The sequence below is a fragment of the Streptomyces sp. NBRC 109706 genome (assembly GCF_000974485.1).
Taxonomy (GTDB): Bacteria; Actinomycetota; Actinomycetes; order Streptomycetales; family Streptomycetaceae; genus Streptomyces.
Genome location: NZ_BBOM01000007.1, coordinates 247,909 through 262,628, shown reverse-complemented (window position 1 = coordinate 262,628; position 14,720 = coordinate 247,909). Strand labels below are relative to the sequence as shown.

The window sequence follows — 14,720 nt, the reverse complement described above, 5'->3', positions numbered from 1 at the left end:
GACCTCCTCCTGTGACTGCATGTAACGCTTTCCCCCTCGCCGCCCAAGTACGGGTGTAAGGCAGGACGAGGACGGGAGAGCGCGCGTGCGCATCGTCACCCGAAGTCGCGGCGGTCCCGGGGCCGCCGCGCGTGATCCGGAGCTGTTCGAGGAGTTCTACCGCCGTCATGTGGACGCGGTGACACGCTTCGTGGCCCGCCGGGTCGAGGACCCCCATACCGCCGCCGATCTGACCGCCGAGGTCTTCCTCGCGGTCATCGACTCCGGGCACACCTACCGCCCGCGCCTGGGCGACGAACGCGCCTGGCTCTTCGGGGTGGCCCGCAACGTCACCTCGGCGGAGCGCCGCCGCGTCGCCCGACAGCACGCCCTCACGGGCCGGATCGCCGGGCGCCGGCTGCTGGAGCCGGACGACATCACGCGCCTTGAGGAGCGGCTTGCCGCCGAGCGCCCGGGGCGCCGGCTGCTCGCCGCCATGGCCGATCTGCCGGACGGCGAGCGTGCCGTCCTCGAGCTGGTCGCGGTGGATCAGCTGTCCGTGCCCGAGGCCGCCAGGGCCCTCGGCATCAGCCAGGTGGCCGCCAGGGTGCGGCTGCACCGGGCCAGGGGGAAGCTGCGGGCGCAGGTCGGCCCGCCAGAGGAAGTCCCGCGGCGCCGCGTCGATTTCGCGAGGAGTGAGGCATGAGCAACTTCGAGGACCGTCTGTTGACCGAGCTGAAGCGGGAGGTCGCGCACGCCGCCGAGCATGCCTCGGCAGTGGCCGAGCCGGAGCCGGCGCGGCCCCGGGCCCGCACCGCGCGGCGGGCGGGTTGGGGGCTGGCCATGGCCGGCGCCGTGGCCGCCGCCCTGGTGCTGCTGCCCGGCGGCGGCGCCTCGCCCGCCTATGCGGTGGCGTCCGACGGCGCGGGCGGGATAGAGGTGCGGCTCTCCGACTGGCCGGACGGGGAGGAGGAAATCGAGTCGTTCCTCGCCGAGTTGGCGGCGGCCGGGGTCACCTCGGTGTACAACCCGCCGGCCGACTACCAGTGCCGGCCGTTCCCCGACGGCGTGTTCTTCCGCTCCTGGCTCGGCAGTCATGACGAGACGACGGGGTGGACGGACGCGGACATGATCCAGGTCGGCGAGGCGTTGGGCGGGGCCATACTCGTGGAGCCCGAGGGGCCCCACACGGGCAGTGCGAGCACCGCCTACTCCCGGAGCCCGGGCCGGGAGTTCCCCGAGGAAGCCATCTACCGGCTGTCGCCGGGGGACACCGTGGTGCTGGTGGATCAGCCCCACCTCGGTGCCATCGCCTTCGTGGAGGGAGCCTGCGCGCCCCTGCCCGGCGCCGAGGAGTGAGGTCGGCGTCGCCCCGGCCGGTGGGCCGGGGCGACGACTCCGGGAGCCGCGCGGTCAGTTGTGGCCGAACTTCCGCTCCCGTTGCTTGCGGCCCCGGGATTCCTCGCTGGGCGCCTCGGCCCTGGCGGACTCCTGGGGGCGCTCCGAACGGCCGGACTCGTTCGAGCGGTCGCGCTTCTTCTCCTTGGCCATGATCGCCTCCTGGCTGGGTGATCCCCCACGGAAGTTGGCGCCGTCACCAGACTCACATGTGGCGCGAAAGTTCGCATTCCGATCATGGGAAGGCGGTTTGCCACGCCGAAGATCGCGTAGGACAGATAACGGCCGCCTCGTCGGGCAGACTCAGTGAAACGTCCGGCGAAGGGAAGGTGCCACGTGGACCGCTGCGTCGTGCTGGTTGATGCGGGCTACCTCTTGGGTGCCGCCGCCAGCCTGCTCGCCGGAGAGCCCGCGCGTCCCCGTATCACCGTGGACCACGCCAGACTCATCCAGGGCCTCCGCGACCGCGCCGAGGAGGACACCGGCTGCAGCCTGTTGCGGATCTACTGGTTCGACGGCGCCCCCGACCGCGTGCCCCAGCCGGAACACCGCAGGCTCCGGGTGATGCCCCGAGTCACCGTCAGGCTCGGCGCGTTGACCCGCAGTGACGGTCGCTGGGCGCAGAAGGGCGTGGACGCCGCGATGCACGCCGAGCTGACCGAGCTGGCCCGCAACCGCGCCTGTGCCGACATCGTGTTGATCACCGGGGACGGCGATCTGCTGCCAGGGCTGATGTCGGCCAAGGAGCACGGGGTCGCCGTCCATCTGTGGGCCGTGCAGGCCGCCGACGGCGACTACAACCAGTCCGAGGACCTGGTCGCCGAGGCCGACGAGCGCCGCGTGCTGGACCGCGCCTGGATCACCCGCGCGATGCGGGTCAGCGAGCCGCAGTCCGCCGGCGGCATGGCCCGCCCCGATATCGCGGCCATCCTCTCCGCGCCGCTGCCCGAGAAGTCCACCGGCGGCGACGCCCAGCCCGCCGGCTGCGAGCAGCCGGCCGCGCAGCCGCTGTCGGCCGGTTCCGCCGGGCCCGCCGGGCCGGTCAACGGCTCGGCCGCCGCCACCGCCTCGGTGCCCTACCAGCCGTCCCAGGAGGAGGAGCCCGCCGCGCCGGCGGCCAAGGGCGTGCCGACGCCCAAGGATCTGGCCTCCCTGGGCCGCCCCGTCCCGCCGCCCCCCACCGCCACGCTGCGCTGGTCGTCCGACCGCGGCTGGGTGGAGCGCGGCCCCTCGGACGAGACGGCCGAGACGGCGGCGCTGCCCACGCTCGCCCAGCTGACCAGCGCCGAACAGCGCTGGGCCGACCGTGAGGAGGACATCACGGCCGTCAGCGGGGACCCGTTCGAGGTGGGGCAGGTCTTCGCCCGCCGCTGGACGGAGCGCCTGGCCGGCGAGTCCCCGCTGCGCCAGCTGTCCACCGAGTACCCGCGGATCCCGCACCGGATCGACGGCGAACTGCTCCGCTACGCGGCCAGGTTCGGCCTGCTCGCGCACAAGGACGACCAGATCGACGAGCAGGACAGATATGCCATCAGAGCCGGCTTCTGGCGCGAGGTGGACAGCCGCACCGGCGCCGAGCGCGCCCCGTCCTGACGCGGCCGGCCCGGCGCAGGCAGGGCCCGCCGTTCCGCGCGCCGACCGCGCCACGTAGGCTCGTGGCCGTGGCCTCCTCCATCGGCCGGGCCGGGCCCCAGACCACGATGGCACCGCGCACTCCGGACTCTCCAGCGACCCCGCTCGCCGCGGTGACGGTGCACGGCCTCACCAAGACCTATCGCTCCGCCCGCCGCAGAGGCACGGCCGGCACCGCCCACCCCGCCAACGACGACATCACCCTGCGGGTGGCGCGCGGCGAGATCTTCGGGCTGCTGGGCCCGAACGGCGCCGGCAAGACCACCCTGGTCAAACAGCTCACCGGGCTGCTGCGCCCCGACGCCGGCGGCATCTCGCTCTTCGGCCACGACCTCGTCCGGCATCCCGAGCGGGCCGCCAGGCTGGTGGCCTACCTCGGCCAGGAGGCCACCGCGCTCGACGAGTTGACCGTGTCGCTCGCCGTCGAGACCACCGCCAGGCTGCGCGGCCTGAGCGCGTCGGCGGCCGGCGCCGAGCGGGACGCCGTGCTGGACGAGCTCGCCCTCGGCGAGCTGGCCGACCGGCCGCTCAAGCGGCTCTCCGGCGGTCAGCGTCGGCTGGCCTGCCTGGCCGCCGCGCTGGTCGGCGGCCGACCGCTGCTGGTGCTGGACGAGCCGACCGGCAACATGGACCCGATGGCCCGCCGCGCGGTCTGGGCGGCGCTCGACCGCCGCCGCGCCGAACAGGGCACCACGGTGCTGCTGGTCACCCACAACGTGCTGGAGGCCGAGACCGTGCTGGACCGGGTCGCCGTGCTGGACGCCGGCCGGGTGATCGCCTGCGACACCCCCGAGGGCCTGAAGACGCTGATCGACGTCCAGGTGCGGCTCGACCTCGTCTGGCGTGGCGACCCGCCCCTCACCGTGCCCCGGATCGCCGAGCTGTGCGCCGAGGCCGCCGTCACCGGCCGCCGTTGGACGCTGCGGCTGCCGCCGGAGCGGGCCAGAGCCGTGGTCGCCGCCGTCACCCAGGGCGAGGCGTTCGCCGCCCTGGACGACTTCACGCTCGCGACGCCCAGCCTGGAGGACGTCTATCTGGCCCTCGGCGGCAGGGGCGAGGGGCTGGTCCGACAGTGACCCTGATCGAACAGGTGCGTGACCGCACGATGACCGAGGCCCCCGGGGAAGTACCCCTCGCGCCGGCCGCCCGTTTCCTCCCCTCGCTGGCCGCCGTCTACCGGGCCCAGCTCTCCAGGACGCGGGTGGCGAGGGTGCCGCTGCTGTTCGTCGCCACCTTCCAGTCCATCGGGATCATGATCCTGATGCGCGGCGTGGTCGACGGGGGAGCGGGGGACGAGGCCACGGCCGTGGTCGCCGGCTCGGCGGTGCTGGTGGTCGCGTTTGTCGCGCTCAACCAGCTCGCCCAGTACTTCGGCCAGTTGCGGGCCACCGGGCTCGACCACTACGCGACGCTCCCGGTGCCGGCCGGCGCCGTGGTGCTCGGGGTCGCCGCCGCCTATGCCTCGTTCACGGTGCCGGGGGTGGTGGTGACGGCGGTCACCGGGGCGCTGCTCTACCAGCTGCCGATGGGCGGGCTGTGGCTGCTGATCGCCGTGGTGCCGCTCACCGGGGCGGCGCTGGCCGGGCTCGGCGCGGCCCTGGGGCTGCTCGCGCCCCGCCCCGAGCTGGCCACCCTCTGTGGCCAGCTGGGCATGTCGGCGGCCCTGCTCCTCGGCGTGCTGCCGGCCGGCCGGCTGCCCGAACCGCTGCGTTGGACACGCGAGTTGCTGCCGTCCAGCTATGGCGTCGACGCGCTGGCCGAGATGTTCGGGCCGCGCCCCGACGCGGCGTTGATCATCGGCCACCTCGCCGTCTGCGCCGCCGTCGGCGTGGTCACCCTGGCCCTGGCCACCTGGGCCTATCGGCGCGCCGCGACCCGCTGACCAGCCGCCCCGATGAGCTGATCAGCCAAACGGTCGTCCCCACGGCCGAACAGGTGCCCGCACCTGGCAGGATGACGGGGTGGACTCTCCCCAGCCAGCACCGGATTTCCGCTCCGTCGCTTCGCCCCGGCCGGCCCACGACCCGTGGTCCCGGCCCGCCGCCCCGCCCGGGCCGGCCGGCGGCCCCGACTGGGGGCGCGAGATACGTGAGGGGCTGCTGGTCGCCGCGCCGGTGGCGCTGCTGACCGGGGTGCTGCTCGGCGCGCTGTGGGCCTGGCGGGCGCCCAAGATCCCGCTGGTCCTCCGCGGCCAGGACGTGCTGCTGGCCAACTCCGAGGGACAGCAGGCGATCGCCGCCGACGGCGTCTTCCTGCTGCTGGCCCTGGGCGTGGGCGCGGTCGCCGGGCTGGTCACCTTCCTGCTGCGCCGACGCGGCGGGGTCGCGGTCGTCCTCGGCCTCGCGGTGGGGGCCGGGATCGGTGCCTGGCTGGCCTGGCAGCTGGGCATGTGGCTGGGCCCGACCGACGACATAGCGGGGCGGGTCGCCGAGCTGGAGCAGAACGAGATCTTCGACGCGCCCCTCGACCTCGGCGCCAGGAGCGTGCTGTTCGGGCTGCCCTTCGGCGCGCTGCTCGTCCATCTGCTCTGCGTCGCCGGCTTCGGCCCCCGGGACCCCGCGCCCCGGCCGGCCCAGGCCCCACCGCGCTGGGACACCCCGGCGGGCCCGGCCAACCCCTGAACACGCGCGACGCCCCCGTGCGACGCCCCCAAGCGGCTCAGCAGGGTCAGCGGGCTCAGCGGGCGATGGGCGCCACCCGGGCCGCCGTGAGGGTCGCCAGGTCGGCGGGCGCCAGCTCGATCTCAAGACCGCGGCGCCCGGCGGACACCAGCACCGTGGCGTGCTCGTGCGCCGAGGCGTCCAACACCGTGGGCAGCCGGCGGCGTTGGCCCAACGGCGAGATGCCGCCCACCACATAGCCGGTGGCGCGCTCGGCCACCGCCGGCTCCGCCAGCGCGGCCCGTTTGCCGCCGACCGCCGCCGCCAGCGCCTTCAACGACAGCGACCCGGAGACCGGCACCAGCGCCACCGTGAGCGCCCCGTCCACCACGGCCACCAGCGTCTTGAGCACCCGCGCCGGATCGCTGCCCAGCGCCTCCGCCGCCTCGACGCCGAACGAGGGTGCCGCCGGATCGTGCGGGTAACGGTGCAGCGTGAACGGCACGCCGGCCCGGCCGGCCGCCAGGGTCGCCGGGGTGGAGCCGTCCGACCCGCTTCTTCGAGCCATCGCGCGTCGCTCCCTCCGCCCGGCCGGTTCGCCGCCGGGCGCCGTCAGTTGAGGCTGGTCGGCCGGATCGTGTACTCGGCGCCGGGCACCGAGGGCAGCTTGCTGATCAGCGCCGTCTCCTGCCGCAGCAGCCGCAGCTCGTCGGCCAGCCGGGTCGCGGTGTCGGCGGCCTGGAGCAGCCGCTGCTTGTCTGCGGTGTGCAGCATGGTCGCCGCGGCCACCAGATAGGACACCACCGAGGGGTCGTCGGGCAGCTCCTGCGCCGGGGCCAGGGTGCGCTCGTTGGCACCGGCGAGGGCCTTCTGGTACTTGCGGAAGGCCCGGAGCACCCCCGAGGCCAACGCCCCGGCGCCCTCGCCCGCCTCCTCGTCCAACTGCTCGATCTCGCCGACCAGATAGGGGCCGCCGGCGTCGACCGACAACAGCCGGAACCGGGAGGTGCCGGTGGCCAGCACCTCGTAGCCCGTCACCTCCTCGTCGGCGGCCGTGGAGTCCTCCGCCTCGCCGGGCACCTGTCTGGCCCTGATGGTGGAGGCGTCGGCGACACAGCCCACCTCGAAGAAGGAACGCATCGGATCGTCGGCGAAGCCGGCGCCGGCGCCGGCCGGCGGCTCCGCGTCGTCCGGCAGCCCGAGGCCGCTGGGCGCCACCTCGTGTCCGTCCCTGATCGCGATCACGCCGAACGGCCTGGGCTCGCCCTCCGGCAGGTCGAGAAGATCGCGGAACATGGCGCGATATCTGGCCTCGAAGACGTTGAGCGGCAACACCAGCCCGGGAAACAGCACGGTATTGAGGGGAAACAGCGGCAGGCGGGTGGTCGTCACGACCGGCCAGCCTATCGGCTGGTAAGCCCCCTCGGGACCGCATGGTGAAACGCGTCCCTGGCCTGTCGGACCCGTCTGCGACACTGACCCCGTGCTGAACCGAATCGATCTGCGCGCCGCCGCCTCCTCCGCCGAGGCCGTCGACCGCGCCCTGTTGCCCCGCGCCGAGTTGGACGTCGAGGCCGCCCTGGAGAAGGTGCGGCCCATCTGCGAAGACGTGCATCATCGCGGCACGGCGGCACTGATCGACTACGCGCAGCGGTTCGAGGGCGTTCGCCTGGAACGCACCCGGGTGCCGGCCGAGGCCCTGGAGCGGGCCCTGGCCGAGCTGGATCCCGCGGTGCGCTCGGCGCTTGAGGAGTCCATCCGCAGGGCCCGTCTGGTCCACCGCGCCCAGCGCCGCGAGGACCACACGGTGCGCGTGGTGCCCGGCGGCACGGTCACGGAGCGCTGGCTGCCCGTCCAACGCGTCGGCCTCTATGTCCCCGGCGGCCAGGCGGTCTATCCGTCGTCCGTCGTGATGAACGTGGTGCCGGCCCAGGAGGCCGGCGTCGAGTCGCTGGCCGTCAGCTCCCCGCCGCAGCGCACCCCGGGCCAGGAGTGGAGCGACGGGCTGCCGCACCCCACGATCCTCGCCGCCTGCGCGCTGCTCGGCGTCGACGAGGTGCACGCGGCCGGCGGCGCCCAGGCGATCGCGATGTTCGCCCACGGCACCGAGGAGTGCCGCCCGGTCAAGCTGGTCACCGGCCCGGGCAACATCTATGTGGCCGCCGCCAAGCGCCTGCTCAAGGGCATCATCGGCATCGACGCCGAGGCCGGCCCCACCGAGATCGCCGTGCTGGCCGACGACACGGCCGATCCGGCCCTGGTCGCCGCCGACCTGATCAGCCAGGCCGAGCACGACGAGCTGGCCGCCGCCGTCCTGGTCACCCCCTCGGTCGCGCTGGCCGACGCGGTGGACGCCGAGCTGCGCACCCAGGTCGCCGCCGCCAAGCACCACCAGCGGATCACCGAGGCGCTCACCGGGCGCCAGTCCTACACGGTGCTGGTCGCCGATCTGGAGCAGGGCCTGGCGGTGGTCGACGAGTACGCCGCCGAGCACCTTGAGGTGCAGACGGAGCGCGCCGCCGAGGTCGCCGCCCGGGTGCGGAACGCCGGGGCCGTCTTCGTCGGACCGCACGCCCCCGTCTCCCTGGGCGACTACTGCGCCGGCTCCAACCATGTGCTGCCCACCGGCGGCTGCGCCTGCCACTCCTCCGGCCTGTCGGTGCAGTCCTTCCTGCGCGGCGTCCATGTGGTGGAGTACGACCGCGCGGCCCTGGCCGAGGTCGCCCCGCAGGTGGTGACCCTGGCCGAGGCGGAGGATCTGCCGGCCCACGGCTCGGCGGTCAAGGCACGTTTCGCATGGAAGGTCCCGGACACCAAGTGACCCGCATCGACGAACTTCCCATCAGGGACGAACTGCGCGGCAAGACCCCCTACGGCGCCCCCCAGCTGGAGGTGCCCGTCCGGCTGAACACCAACGAGAACCCGCATCCGCTGCCCGAGGCGCTGGTCCAGCGCATCGCCGAGCGGGTCGCCGAGGCCGCGCGCACCCTCAACCGCTATCCCGACCGGGACGCGGTGGGCCTGCGCACCCAGCTGGCCGGGTATCTCACCCGCACCACCGGGCACGCCCTGGAGCCCACCCAGGTGTGGGCGGCCAACGGCTCCAACGAGGTGCTGCAGCAGCTGCTCCAGACCTTCGGCGGCCCGGGCCGCACCGCGCTCGGCTTCGATCCCTCGTACTCCATGCACGCGCTGATCGCCCGGGGCACGGGCACCGGCTGGATCTCCGGGCCGCGCACGCCGGAGTTCGACATCGACACCGAGGCGGCCGTCACCGTCATCGACGAGCACCGGCCCGATGTGGTGTTCCTCTGCTCGCCCAACAACCCGACGGGCACCGCCCTCGCGGCGGAGAGCATCCTGGCGCTGTACGACGCGGCGCAGCGGGCCAAGGGGGGCCGTGGCGCGCTGGTGGTGGTCGACGAGGCATACGCCGAGTTCAGTCACCGCCCCTCGACGCTGCCGTTGATCGAGGGACGGCCTAACCTGGTGTTCACCCGCACCATGTCCAAGGCGTTCGGCGCGGCCGGGCTTCGGCTCGGCTATCTCGCGGCCGACCGGGCCGTCGTCGACGCCGTGCAGCTGGTGCGGCTGCCCTACCACCTGTCGGCGGTCACCCAGGCCACCGCCCTCGCGGCGCTGGAGTTCGCCGACACCCTGCTCGGCTATGTCGAGGAGCTGAAGGCCGAGCGGGATCGGATGGTCACCGAGCTGACGGCGCTCGGCGTCGAGGTCACCGCCTCGGACGCCAACTTCGTCCAGTTCGGCCGGTTCGCCGACGCCCACGCCGTGTGGGGTCGGCTGCTCGACCACGGGGTGCTCGTCCGGGACAACGGCGTGCCGGGCCGGTTGCGGGTCACCACGGGCACCAGGGCGGAGAACGACGCGTTCCTCGACGCGGTACGCGCAGTCACGAAGGAGATCAACGAATGAGCCGCGTGGGTCGGGTGGAACGCACCACCAAGGAGACCTCGGTCACCGTCGAGATCGATCTGGACGGCACCGGCCGGGTCGACGTGTCCACCGGGGTCGGGTTCTTCGACCACATGCTGGACCAGCTCGGCCGGCACGGTCTGTTCGATCTGGCCGTCAAGACCGAGGGCGATCTGCACATCGACAGCCACCACACCATCGAGGACAGCGCGCTGGCGCTGGGCGCCGCGTTCCGGCAGGCGCTCGGCGACAAGCGCGGCATCGTCCGCTTCGCCAACGCCTCGGTGCCGCTGGACGAGTCCCTGGCCCGGGTCACGGTCGACCTCTCGGGTCGGCCCTATCTGGTGCACCAGGAGCCGGCGGGCATGGCGCCCATGATCGGCGCCTACGACACCACGATGACCCGGCACATCCTGGAGTCCTTCGTCGCCCAGGCGCAGGTCGCGCTGCATGTCGAGGTGCCCTACGGGCGCAACGCGCACCACATCGTGGAGTGCCAGTTCAAGGCGCTGGCCAGGGCGCTGCGCTACGCCAGCGAGATAGACCCCCGGCAGACCGGCATCCCGTCCACCAAGGGCGCCCTGTGAACACGACGTCCACGCTGTTGATCGCCGCCGGGCTCTTCCTCGGCACCGGCGTCTACTCGTTCGCCAAGCAGGGCCTGCCCCGGGGCGTCATCGTGCTGCTGGCCGTCGCCAGCGCGCTCTGCCTGGTCGCCGGCGTGCTGCGGCTGGAGGTGTGAGCGGCATGGCACCACGCAAGTCCGTGGTGGTCTTCGACTACGGCTTCGGCAACGTCCGCTCCGCCGAGCGCGCGGTGGCCAGGGCCGGCGCCGAGGTGGAGATCACCCGCGACCTGGACGCCGCACTGGACGCCGACGGCCTGCTGGTCCCCGGGGTCGGCGCGTTCGCCGCCTGCATGGCGGGGCTGCGCGAGGCCAGGGGCGACTGGGCGGTCGAGCGCCGACTCGCCGGCGGGCGCCCGGTGTTGGGCATCTGCGTCGGGATGCAGATCCTTTTCGCCCAGGGCATCGAACACGGCGTGCGGTCCGAAGGGCTCGACGAGTGGCCCGGCACGGTCGGCCCGCTCAAGGCCGAGGTCGTCCCGCACATGGGGTGGAACACGGTGGACGTCGCCGAGGGTTCGGCGCTCTTCGCCGGCCTGTCGCCCGAGGAGCGCTACTACTTCGTGCACTCCTACGCCGTCCACGACTGGGAGCTGCCGCCCTCGGCGAGCGAGGCCATCGCGCCGCCGCTGGTCAGCTGGGCGACGCATGGTCAGCCCTTTGTCGCCGCCGTGGAGAACGGCCCGCTCTGGGCCACGCAGTTCCACCCGGAGAAGTCCGGCGACGCCGGCGCCCGCCTCCTCACCAACTGGATTGAGAGCCTGTGACCTCCGCAACTCCGTCCCCGCGCCGCACTCTCGAACTGCTGCCGGCCGTCGATGTCCGAGACGGCCAGGCGGTCCGGCTGGTCCATGGCGAGTCGGGCAGCGAGACGTCCTACGGCGATCCGCTGGCCGCCGCGCTGGCCTGGCAGCGGGCGGGCGCCGAATGGCTGCATCTGGTCGATCTGGACGCGGCCTTCGGCACCGGCGACAACCGCGCCCGGATCGCCGAGGTGGCCGCCGCGATGAACCTCAAGGTGGAGCTGTCCGGCGGCATCCGCGACGACGACACGCTGGCCGCCGCCCTGGCCACCGGCTGCACCCGGGTCAATCTCGGCACCGCCGCGCTGGAGACCCCCGAGTGGGTCGCCAAGGCCATCGCCGAGCACGGCGACCGGATCGCCGTCGGCCTCGATGTGCGGGGCACCACGCTGCGCGGCCGGGGCTGGACGCGGGACGGCGGCGATCTCTACGAGACGCTGGCCCGGCTCGACTCCGAGGGCTGCGCCCGCTATGTGGTCACCGACATCAACAAGGACGGCACCCTCCAGGGCCCCAACCTGGAGCTGCTGCGCGATGTCTGCGCCGCCACCGACCGGCCCGTGGTGGCCTCCGGCGGGGTCTCCTCGCTGCACGATCTGACGGCGATCGCCGCCCTGGTCCCGCAGGGGGTGGAGGGCGCCATCGTCGGAAAGGCGCTCTACGCGGGGGCGTTCACCCTGGAGGAGGCGCTGGAGACGGTGGCCTCGGCATGACCGGCGGCGAGCCGGGGCGCGAGGGCGTCGCCGGGGAGTGGGAGCGCACGCTGGGCAGTGCGCGGGCGGTCGCCGCCGGCGAGCTGGTGCTGGTCGGCGGCACGCTGCCACCGGCGGCCGGCGCCTCGGCGCTGGGCGATCCCTACGAGCAGACCAGGTCGGCGCTGACGGACGCGGTGGCCGCGCTGGAGCCCTTCGGGCTCGACGCGGGCGCCGTGGTGCGCACCCGCCTCTATCTCGCGCACGCCCGCGACGGCGAGGACGTGGCGCGGGCCCATCGGGAGTTCTTCGGGGAGATCCGCCCGGTCAGCACGGTGCTGGTGGTCGGCTTCCCCGACTCCCGGGTGCTGGTGCAGGTCGAGTTGGAGGCGTACGCCGGAGCGACACACGCGGGAGGTGCGTGAGATGAGCGTGGCGGTCAGGGTCATTCCCTGTCTGGACGTGGATGCCGGCCGGGTGGTCAAGGGCGTCAACTTCGAGAATCTGCGGGACGCCGGCGATCCGGTGGAGATGGCCAGGGTCTATGACGCCGAGGGCGCCGACGAGTTGACGTTCCTGGACATCACCGCCTCGTCCGGCGATCGGGAGACCACCTACGACGTGGTGCGCCGCACCGCCGAGCAGGTCTTCATCCCGCTCACGGTGGGCGGCGGCGTGCGCACCACGGAGGATGTGGACCGGCTGCTGCGGGCCGGCGCCGACAAGGTCGGCGTCAACACGGCGGCGGTGGCCCGTCCGGAGCTGATCAGGGAGATCGCCGAGCGTTTCGGCCGACAGGTGCTGGTGCTCTCCGTCGACGCGCGCCGGGTGCGGCCCGGCACGGAGACGGAGTCCGGCTTCGAGGTCACCACGCACGGCGGCCGGCGCGGCACCGGGATCGACGCGGTCGAGTGGGCGCACCGGGCGGCCGAGTTGGGCGCCGGCGAGATCCTGCTCAACTCCATGGACGCCGACGGCACCAAGGACGGCTATGACACCGAGCTGACGGCCGCTGTGCGGGCGCGGGTCGCCGTCCCGGTGATCGCCTCCGGCGGCGCCGGCCGGCTGGCGGACTTCGCGCCGGCGATCGAGGCGGGCGCGGACGCGGTGTTGGCGGCGTCCGTCTTCCACTTCGGGGATCTGCGGATCGGCCAGGTCAAGGAGACGCTGCGGGAGGCGGGGCACCCCGTCCGGTGAGCCCGCGCCCGGTCAGGCGGGCGCGGGCGCCTCGGCGCGCTCCCGGTAGCCGCTGGGGCTGACCCCGTGGAACCGCTTGAACGCGGTGCTGAACCCGAACGCGTCGGCATAGCCGACCCGGCGGGCCACGGCGGCGACGGTCGCCTCGGTGTCGGTCAGCAGCTCGGCGGCCAGCGACATCCGCCAGTCGGTGAGATAGGCCAGCGGCGGCTCGCCGACCAGCCGGCTGAAGCGTCCGGCCAGCGTGGAGCGGGACACGCCCGCCTCGCCGGCCAGCGCGGCCAGCGTCCAGGGCCGTTCGGGCGCGGCGTGCATGGCGCGCAGCGCGGGGCCCACCGTCTCGTCGCCGAGGGCCCGCAGCAGACCGCCGGAGACGGCCTCCGGCTGGTCGAACCAGCCGCGCAGGGTGCAGACCAACAGCCAGTCCAGCAGCCGGTCGAGCACCACCTGCTGCCCTGGTGGGGAGTCCGAGACCTGCGCGCCCAACAGCTCCATGAGCGGCCCGCATTCGTCGTCGCCCTCGTCCGGCACCACGAGCAGCGGCGGCAGCGCCGCCAGCAGCCGACGCGCCACCCGGCCCCACACCCGGTAGCCGCCGACCAGCAGCACCGTGCCGTCGGCCGGCGCACCGTCTTCCGGGCGCCCGGGGCGGTCGGTCAGCAGCACCGGCCCCTGGCCGCGCACGATGGCGACGTCGTTGCCGCCGAGCCGGCGCGGCGCCTCGCCCTCCACGGAGATCCAGCTCTCGCCGCGCAGCGGCGCGTACAGCGTCAGGGGCGCCGCCCCGTCCGGGCGCAGCGTCCACGGGGGTGACAGCTCCACGCGGCGGAAGGCGACGACATCCGTGCGGACGCCGCGGAGCAGATCGTCGTAGGCGTGCATGGTGCTCACGTTAACCGTCGGACGATCGGACATGTTCCGCGTACGGTCGTCCATGTCGTCGGCGGTCTCCGGGCAGTTGACTCGGTGCCATGACAACGAACAGCAAGGACATCCTGGTACTGGCGGCGACCGGCAAGACTGGGCGGCGGCTGGTGCCCACGCTGCGCGCGGCGGGCCACCGGGTCCGGGCGGCCTCCCGTTCCGGCGAGGTGCGCTTCGACTGGGACGACCGGGACAGCTGGCCGGCCGTGGTGAGGGGCGCGAAGGCCGTCTATCTGGTGCCGCCGGCCGACCCCGCGCTGGCGGAGGTCTTCGTCGAACTGGCCGTCGAGGCCGGGGTGCGCCGCCTTGTCGCGCTCTCCGGACGCGGCATGGACCGCTACGACCCCGAACTGTTCCCGAGCGTCGCGGCTGGGGAGCGGGCGGTGCGCGGCTCGGGCGTTGAGTGGACGATCATCCGTGCCAACAACTTCGACCAGAACTTCGACGAGGACCTGTGGCACGCCCCGTTGCGGGCCGGCCGGCTGGCCCTGCCGACCGGCGGGGTGCCCGAGCCCTTTGTCGACGTCCGGGACGTGGCCGACGTCGCCGCCGCGCTGCTGACCTCGGACGGTCACCACGGCCGGGCGTACGACATCTCGGGGCCCCGGGCCCTCACCTTCGCCGAGGCGGTGGCCGTCATGGCCGAGGCGGCCGGGCGGAAGATCCGTTTCGAGGAGCTTTCGCCGGCGGACTACGCGGCGGAACAGCTGGCGGACGGGCTGTCGGAGGAGGCGGTGGCCGAGGTCGGCAGCATCTTCGACGTGATGCGCGCCGGCCATCTCGCCGACCCGGCCGACGGGGTGCGGCGGATCCTGGGCCGCGATCCCGTCCGCTTCGAGGACTACGCGGCCAGGGCGGCCGCCGCCGGGGCCTGGTCCTGACCGGACGGATGGTCCCGATCTGACGAGTGCCCGAGGGGCGGGCCGGGCCGTTGCGT

Annotated in this window: 19 protein-coding genes; 15 read left to right on the top strand and 4 right to left on the bottom strand. The window is 73.9% G+C overall.

The features are described from left to right. Positions 1-85 precede the first annotated feature (85 nt). Both AOM46_RS15410 and AOM46_RS15405 read left to right on the top strand, forming a co-directional pair. Positions 86-685, top strand: a complete 600-nt coding sequence (locus AOM46_RS15410; protein WP_062211515.1) for an RNA polymerase sigma factor — start codon at positions 86-88, stop codon at positions 683-685. Next, positions 682-1,338: a hypothetical protein gene (locus tag AOM46_RS15405; protein ID WP_062211512.1), complete on the top strand. Its 657-nt coding sequence runs from the start codon at positions 682-684 to the stop codon at positions 1,336-1,338. The genes AOM46_RS15410 and AOM46_RS15405 overlap by 4 nt, the downstream gene beginning before the upstream one ends. A 54-nt stretch (positions 1,339-1,392) precedes the next feature. Here AOM46_RS15405 and AOM46_RS34050 read toward each other — a convergent pair whose 3' ends face one another. Beyond that, on the bottom strand, positions 1,393-1,530 hold the full coding sequence (locus tag AOM46_RS34050) for a hypothetical protein (protein ID WP_158920440.1): 138 nt from the start codon (positions 1,528-1,530) through the stop codon (positions 1,393-1,395). A gap of 183 nt (positions 1,531-1,713) precedes the next feature. On the opposite strand from AOM46_RS34050, the gene AOM46_RS15400 reads away from it, so the two are divergent. The 4 genes from AOM46_RS15400 (at position 1,714) to AOM46_RS15385 (ending at position 5,630) form a co-directional block, all read left to right on the top strand. Further along, complete coding sequence (locus AOM46_RS15400; protein ID WP_062211509.1) at positions 1,714-2,970, top strand: NYN domain-containing protein; 1,257 nt, start codon at positions 1,714-1,716, stop codon at positions 2,968-2,970. Between the two features lie 107 nt (positions 2,971-3,077). Continuing rightward, complete coding sequence (locus tag AOM46_RS15395) at positions 3,078-4,085, top strand: ABC transporter ATP-binding protein (RefSeq protein WP_062212638.1); 1,008 nt, start codon at positions 3,078-3,080, stop codon at positions 4,083-4,085. A 29-nt stretch (positions 4,086-4,114) separates the two neighbouring features. Continuing rightward, positions 4,115-4,891 (top strand): ABC transporter permease, encoded by a 777-nt coding sequence (locus tag AOM46_RS15390; RefSeq protein ID WP_078856915.1) that lies wholly within the window; start codon positions 4,115-4,117, stop codon positions 4,889-4,891. A gap of 79 nt (positions 4,892-4,970) precedes the next feature. Beyond that, complete coding sequence (locus tag AOM46_RS15385) at positions 4,971-5,630, top strand: ABC transporter permease (protein ID WP_062211504.1); 660 nt, start codon at positions 4,971-4,973, stop codon at positions 5,628-5,630. A gap of 55 nt (positions 5,631-5,685) precedes the next feature. Here the strand turns inward: AOM46_RS15385 and ybaK are convergent, their stop codons facing one another. Both ybaK and AOM46_RS15375 read right to left on the bottom strand, forming a co-directional pair. Beyond that, positions 5,686-6,177 (bottom strand): Cys-tRNA(Pro) deacylase, encoded by a 492-nt coding sequence (gene ybaK, locus AOM46_RS15380; RefSeq protein WP_062211501.1) that lies wholly within the window; start codon positions 6,175-6,177, stop codon positions 5,686-5,688. A 44-nt stretch (positions 6,178-6,221) separates the two neighbouring features. Then, entirely contained in the window at positions 6,222-7,001 is a 780-nt protein-coding gene (locus AOM46_RS15375; RefSeq protein ID WP_062211498.1) for an LON peptidase substrate-binding domain-containing protein, read from the bottom strand. 91 nt (positions 7,002-7,092) lie between these two features. On the opposite strand from AOM46_RS15375, the gene hisD reads away from it, so the two are divergent. The 8 genes from hisD to hisF are packed head-to-tail and all read left to right on the top strand — an operon-like array spanning position 7,093 to position 12,859. Next, the gene (hisD, locus tag AOM46_RS15370) at positions 7,093-8,430 is read left to right on the top strand and encodes a histidinol dehydrogenase (RefSeq protein ID WP_062211495.1); all 1,338 of its coding nucleotides are present in this window, start codon (positions 7,093-7,095) and stop codon (positions 8,428-8,430) included. Beyond that, entirely contained in the window at positions 8,427-9,542 is a 1,116-nt protein-coding gene (locus tag AOM46_RS15365) for a histidinol-phosphate transaminase (protein ID WP_062211493.1), read from the top strand. The genes hisD and AOM46_RS15365 overlap by 4 nt, the downstream gene beginning before the upstream one ends. Next, positions 9,539-10,129, top strand: coding sequence for an imidazoleglycerol-phosphate dehydratase HisB (gene hisB / locus AOM46_RS15360; protein WP_062211490.1), 591 nt, complete (start codon positions 9,539-9,541; stop codon positions 10,127-10,129). The genes AOM46_RS15365 and hisB overlap by 4 nt, the downstream gene beginning before the upstream one ends. Next, positions 10,126-10,284 carry a hypothetical protein gene (locus tag AOM46_RS34600; RefSeq protein WP_062211486.1) on the top strand — a complete coding sequence of 53 codons (159 nt, stop codon included), beginning with the start codon at positions 10,126-10,128 and terminating at the stop codon, positions 10,282-10,284. The genes hisB and AOM46_RS34600 overlap by 4 nt, the downstream gene beginning before the upstream one ends. Positions 10,285-10,289: 5 nt before the next feature. Then, entirely contained in the window at positions 10,290-10,934 is a 645-nt protein-coding gene (gene hisH / locus AOM46_RS15350; RefSeq protein ID WP_062211483.1) for an imidazole glycerol phosphate synthase subunit HisH, read from the top strand. Continuing rightward, positions 10,931-11,683 carry a bifunctional 1-(5-phosphoribosyl)-5-((5-phosphoribosylamino)methylideneamino)imidazole-4-carboxamide isomerase/phosphoribosylanthranilate isomerase PriA gene (gene priA / locus AOM46_RS15345; RefSeq protein WP_062211480.1) on the top strand — a complete coding sequence of 251 codons (753 nt, stop codon included), beginning with the start codon at positions 10,931-10,933 and terminating at the stop codon, positions 11,681-11,683. The genes hisH and priA overlap by 4 nt, the downstream gene beginning before the upstream one ends. After that, positions 11,680-12,087, top strand: coding sequence for a Rid family hydrolase (locus tag AOM46_RS15340; protein WP_062211477.1), 408 nt, complete (start codon positions 11,680-11,682; stop codon positions 12,085-12,087). Before priA ends, AOM46_RS15340 begins: the two co-directional genes overlap by 4 nt. A 1-nt stretch (position 12,088) precedes the next feature. After that, positions 12,089-12,859, top strand: a complete 771-nt coding sequence (gene hisF / locus AOM46_RS15335) for an imidazole glycerol phosphate synthase subunit HisF (RefSeq protein WP_062211472.1) — start codon at positions 12,089-12,091, stop codon at positions 12,857-12,859. Between the two features lie 12 nt (positions 12,860-12,871). Here hisF and AOM46_RS15330 read toward each other — a convergent pair whose 3' ends face one another. After that, positions 12,872-13,741, bottom strand: coding sequence for an AraC family transcriptional regulator (locus tag AOM46_RS15330; protein WP_062211470.1), 870 nt, complete (start codon positions 13,739-13,741; stop codon positions 12,872-12,874). Between the two features lie 89 nt (positions 13,742-13,830). On the opposite strand from AOM46_RS15330, the gene AOM46_RS15325 reads away from it, so the two are divergent. Continuing rightward, positions 13,831-14,664, top strand: coding sequence for an NAD(P)H-binding protein (locus AOM46_RS15325; protein ID WP_062211467.1), 834 nt, complete (start codon positions 13,831-13,833; stop codon positions 14,662-14,664). Positions 14,665-14,720: the final 56 nt, after the last annotated feature.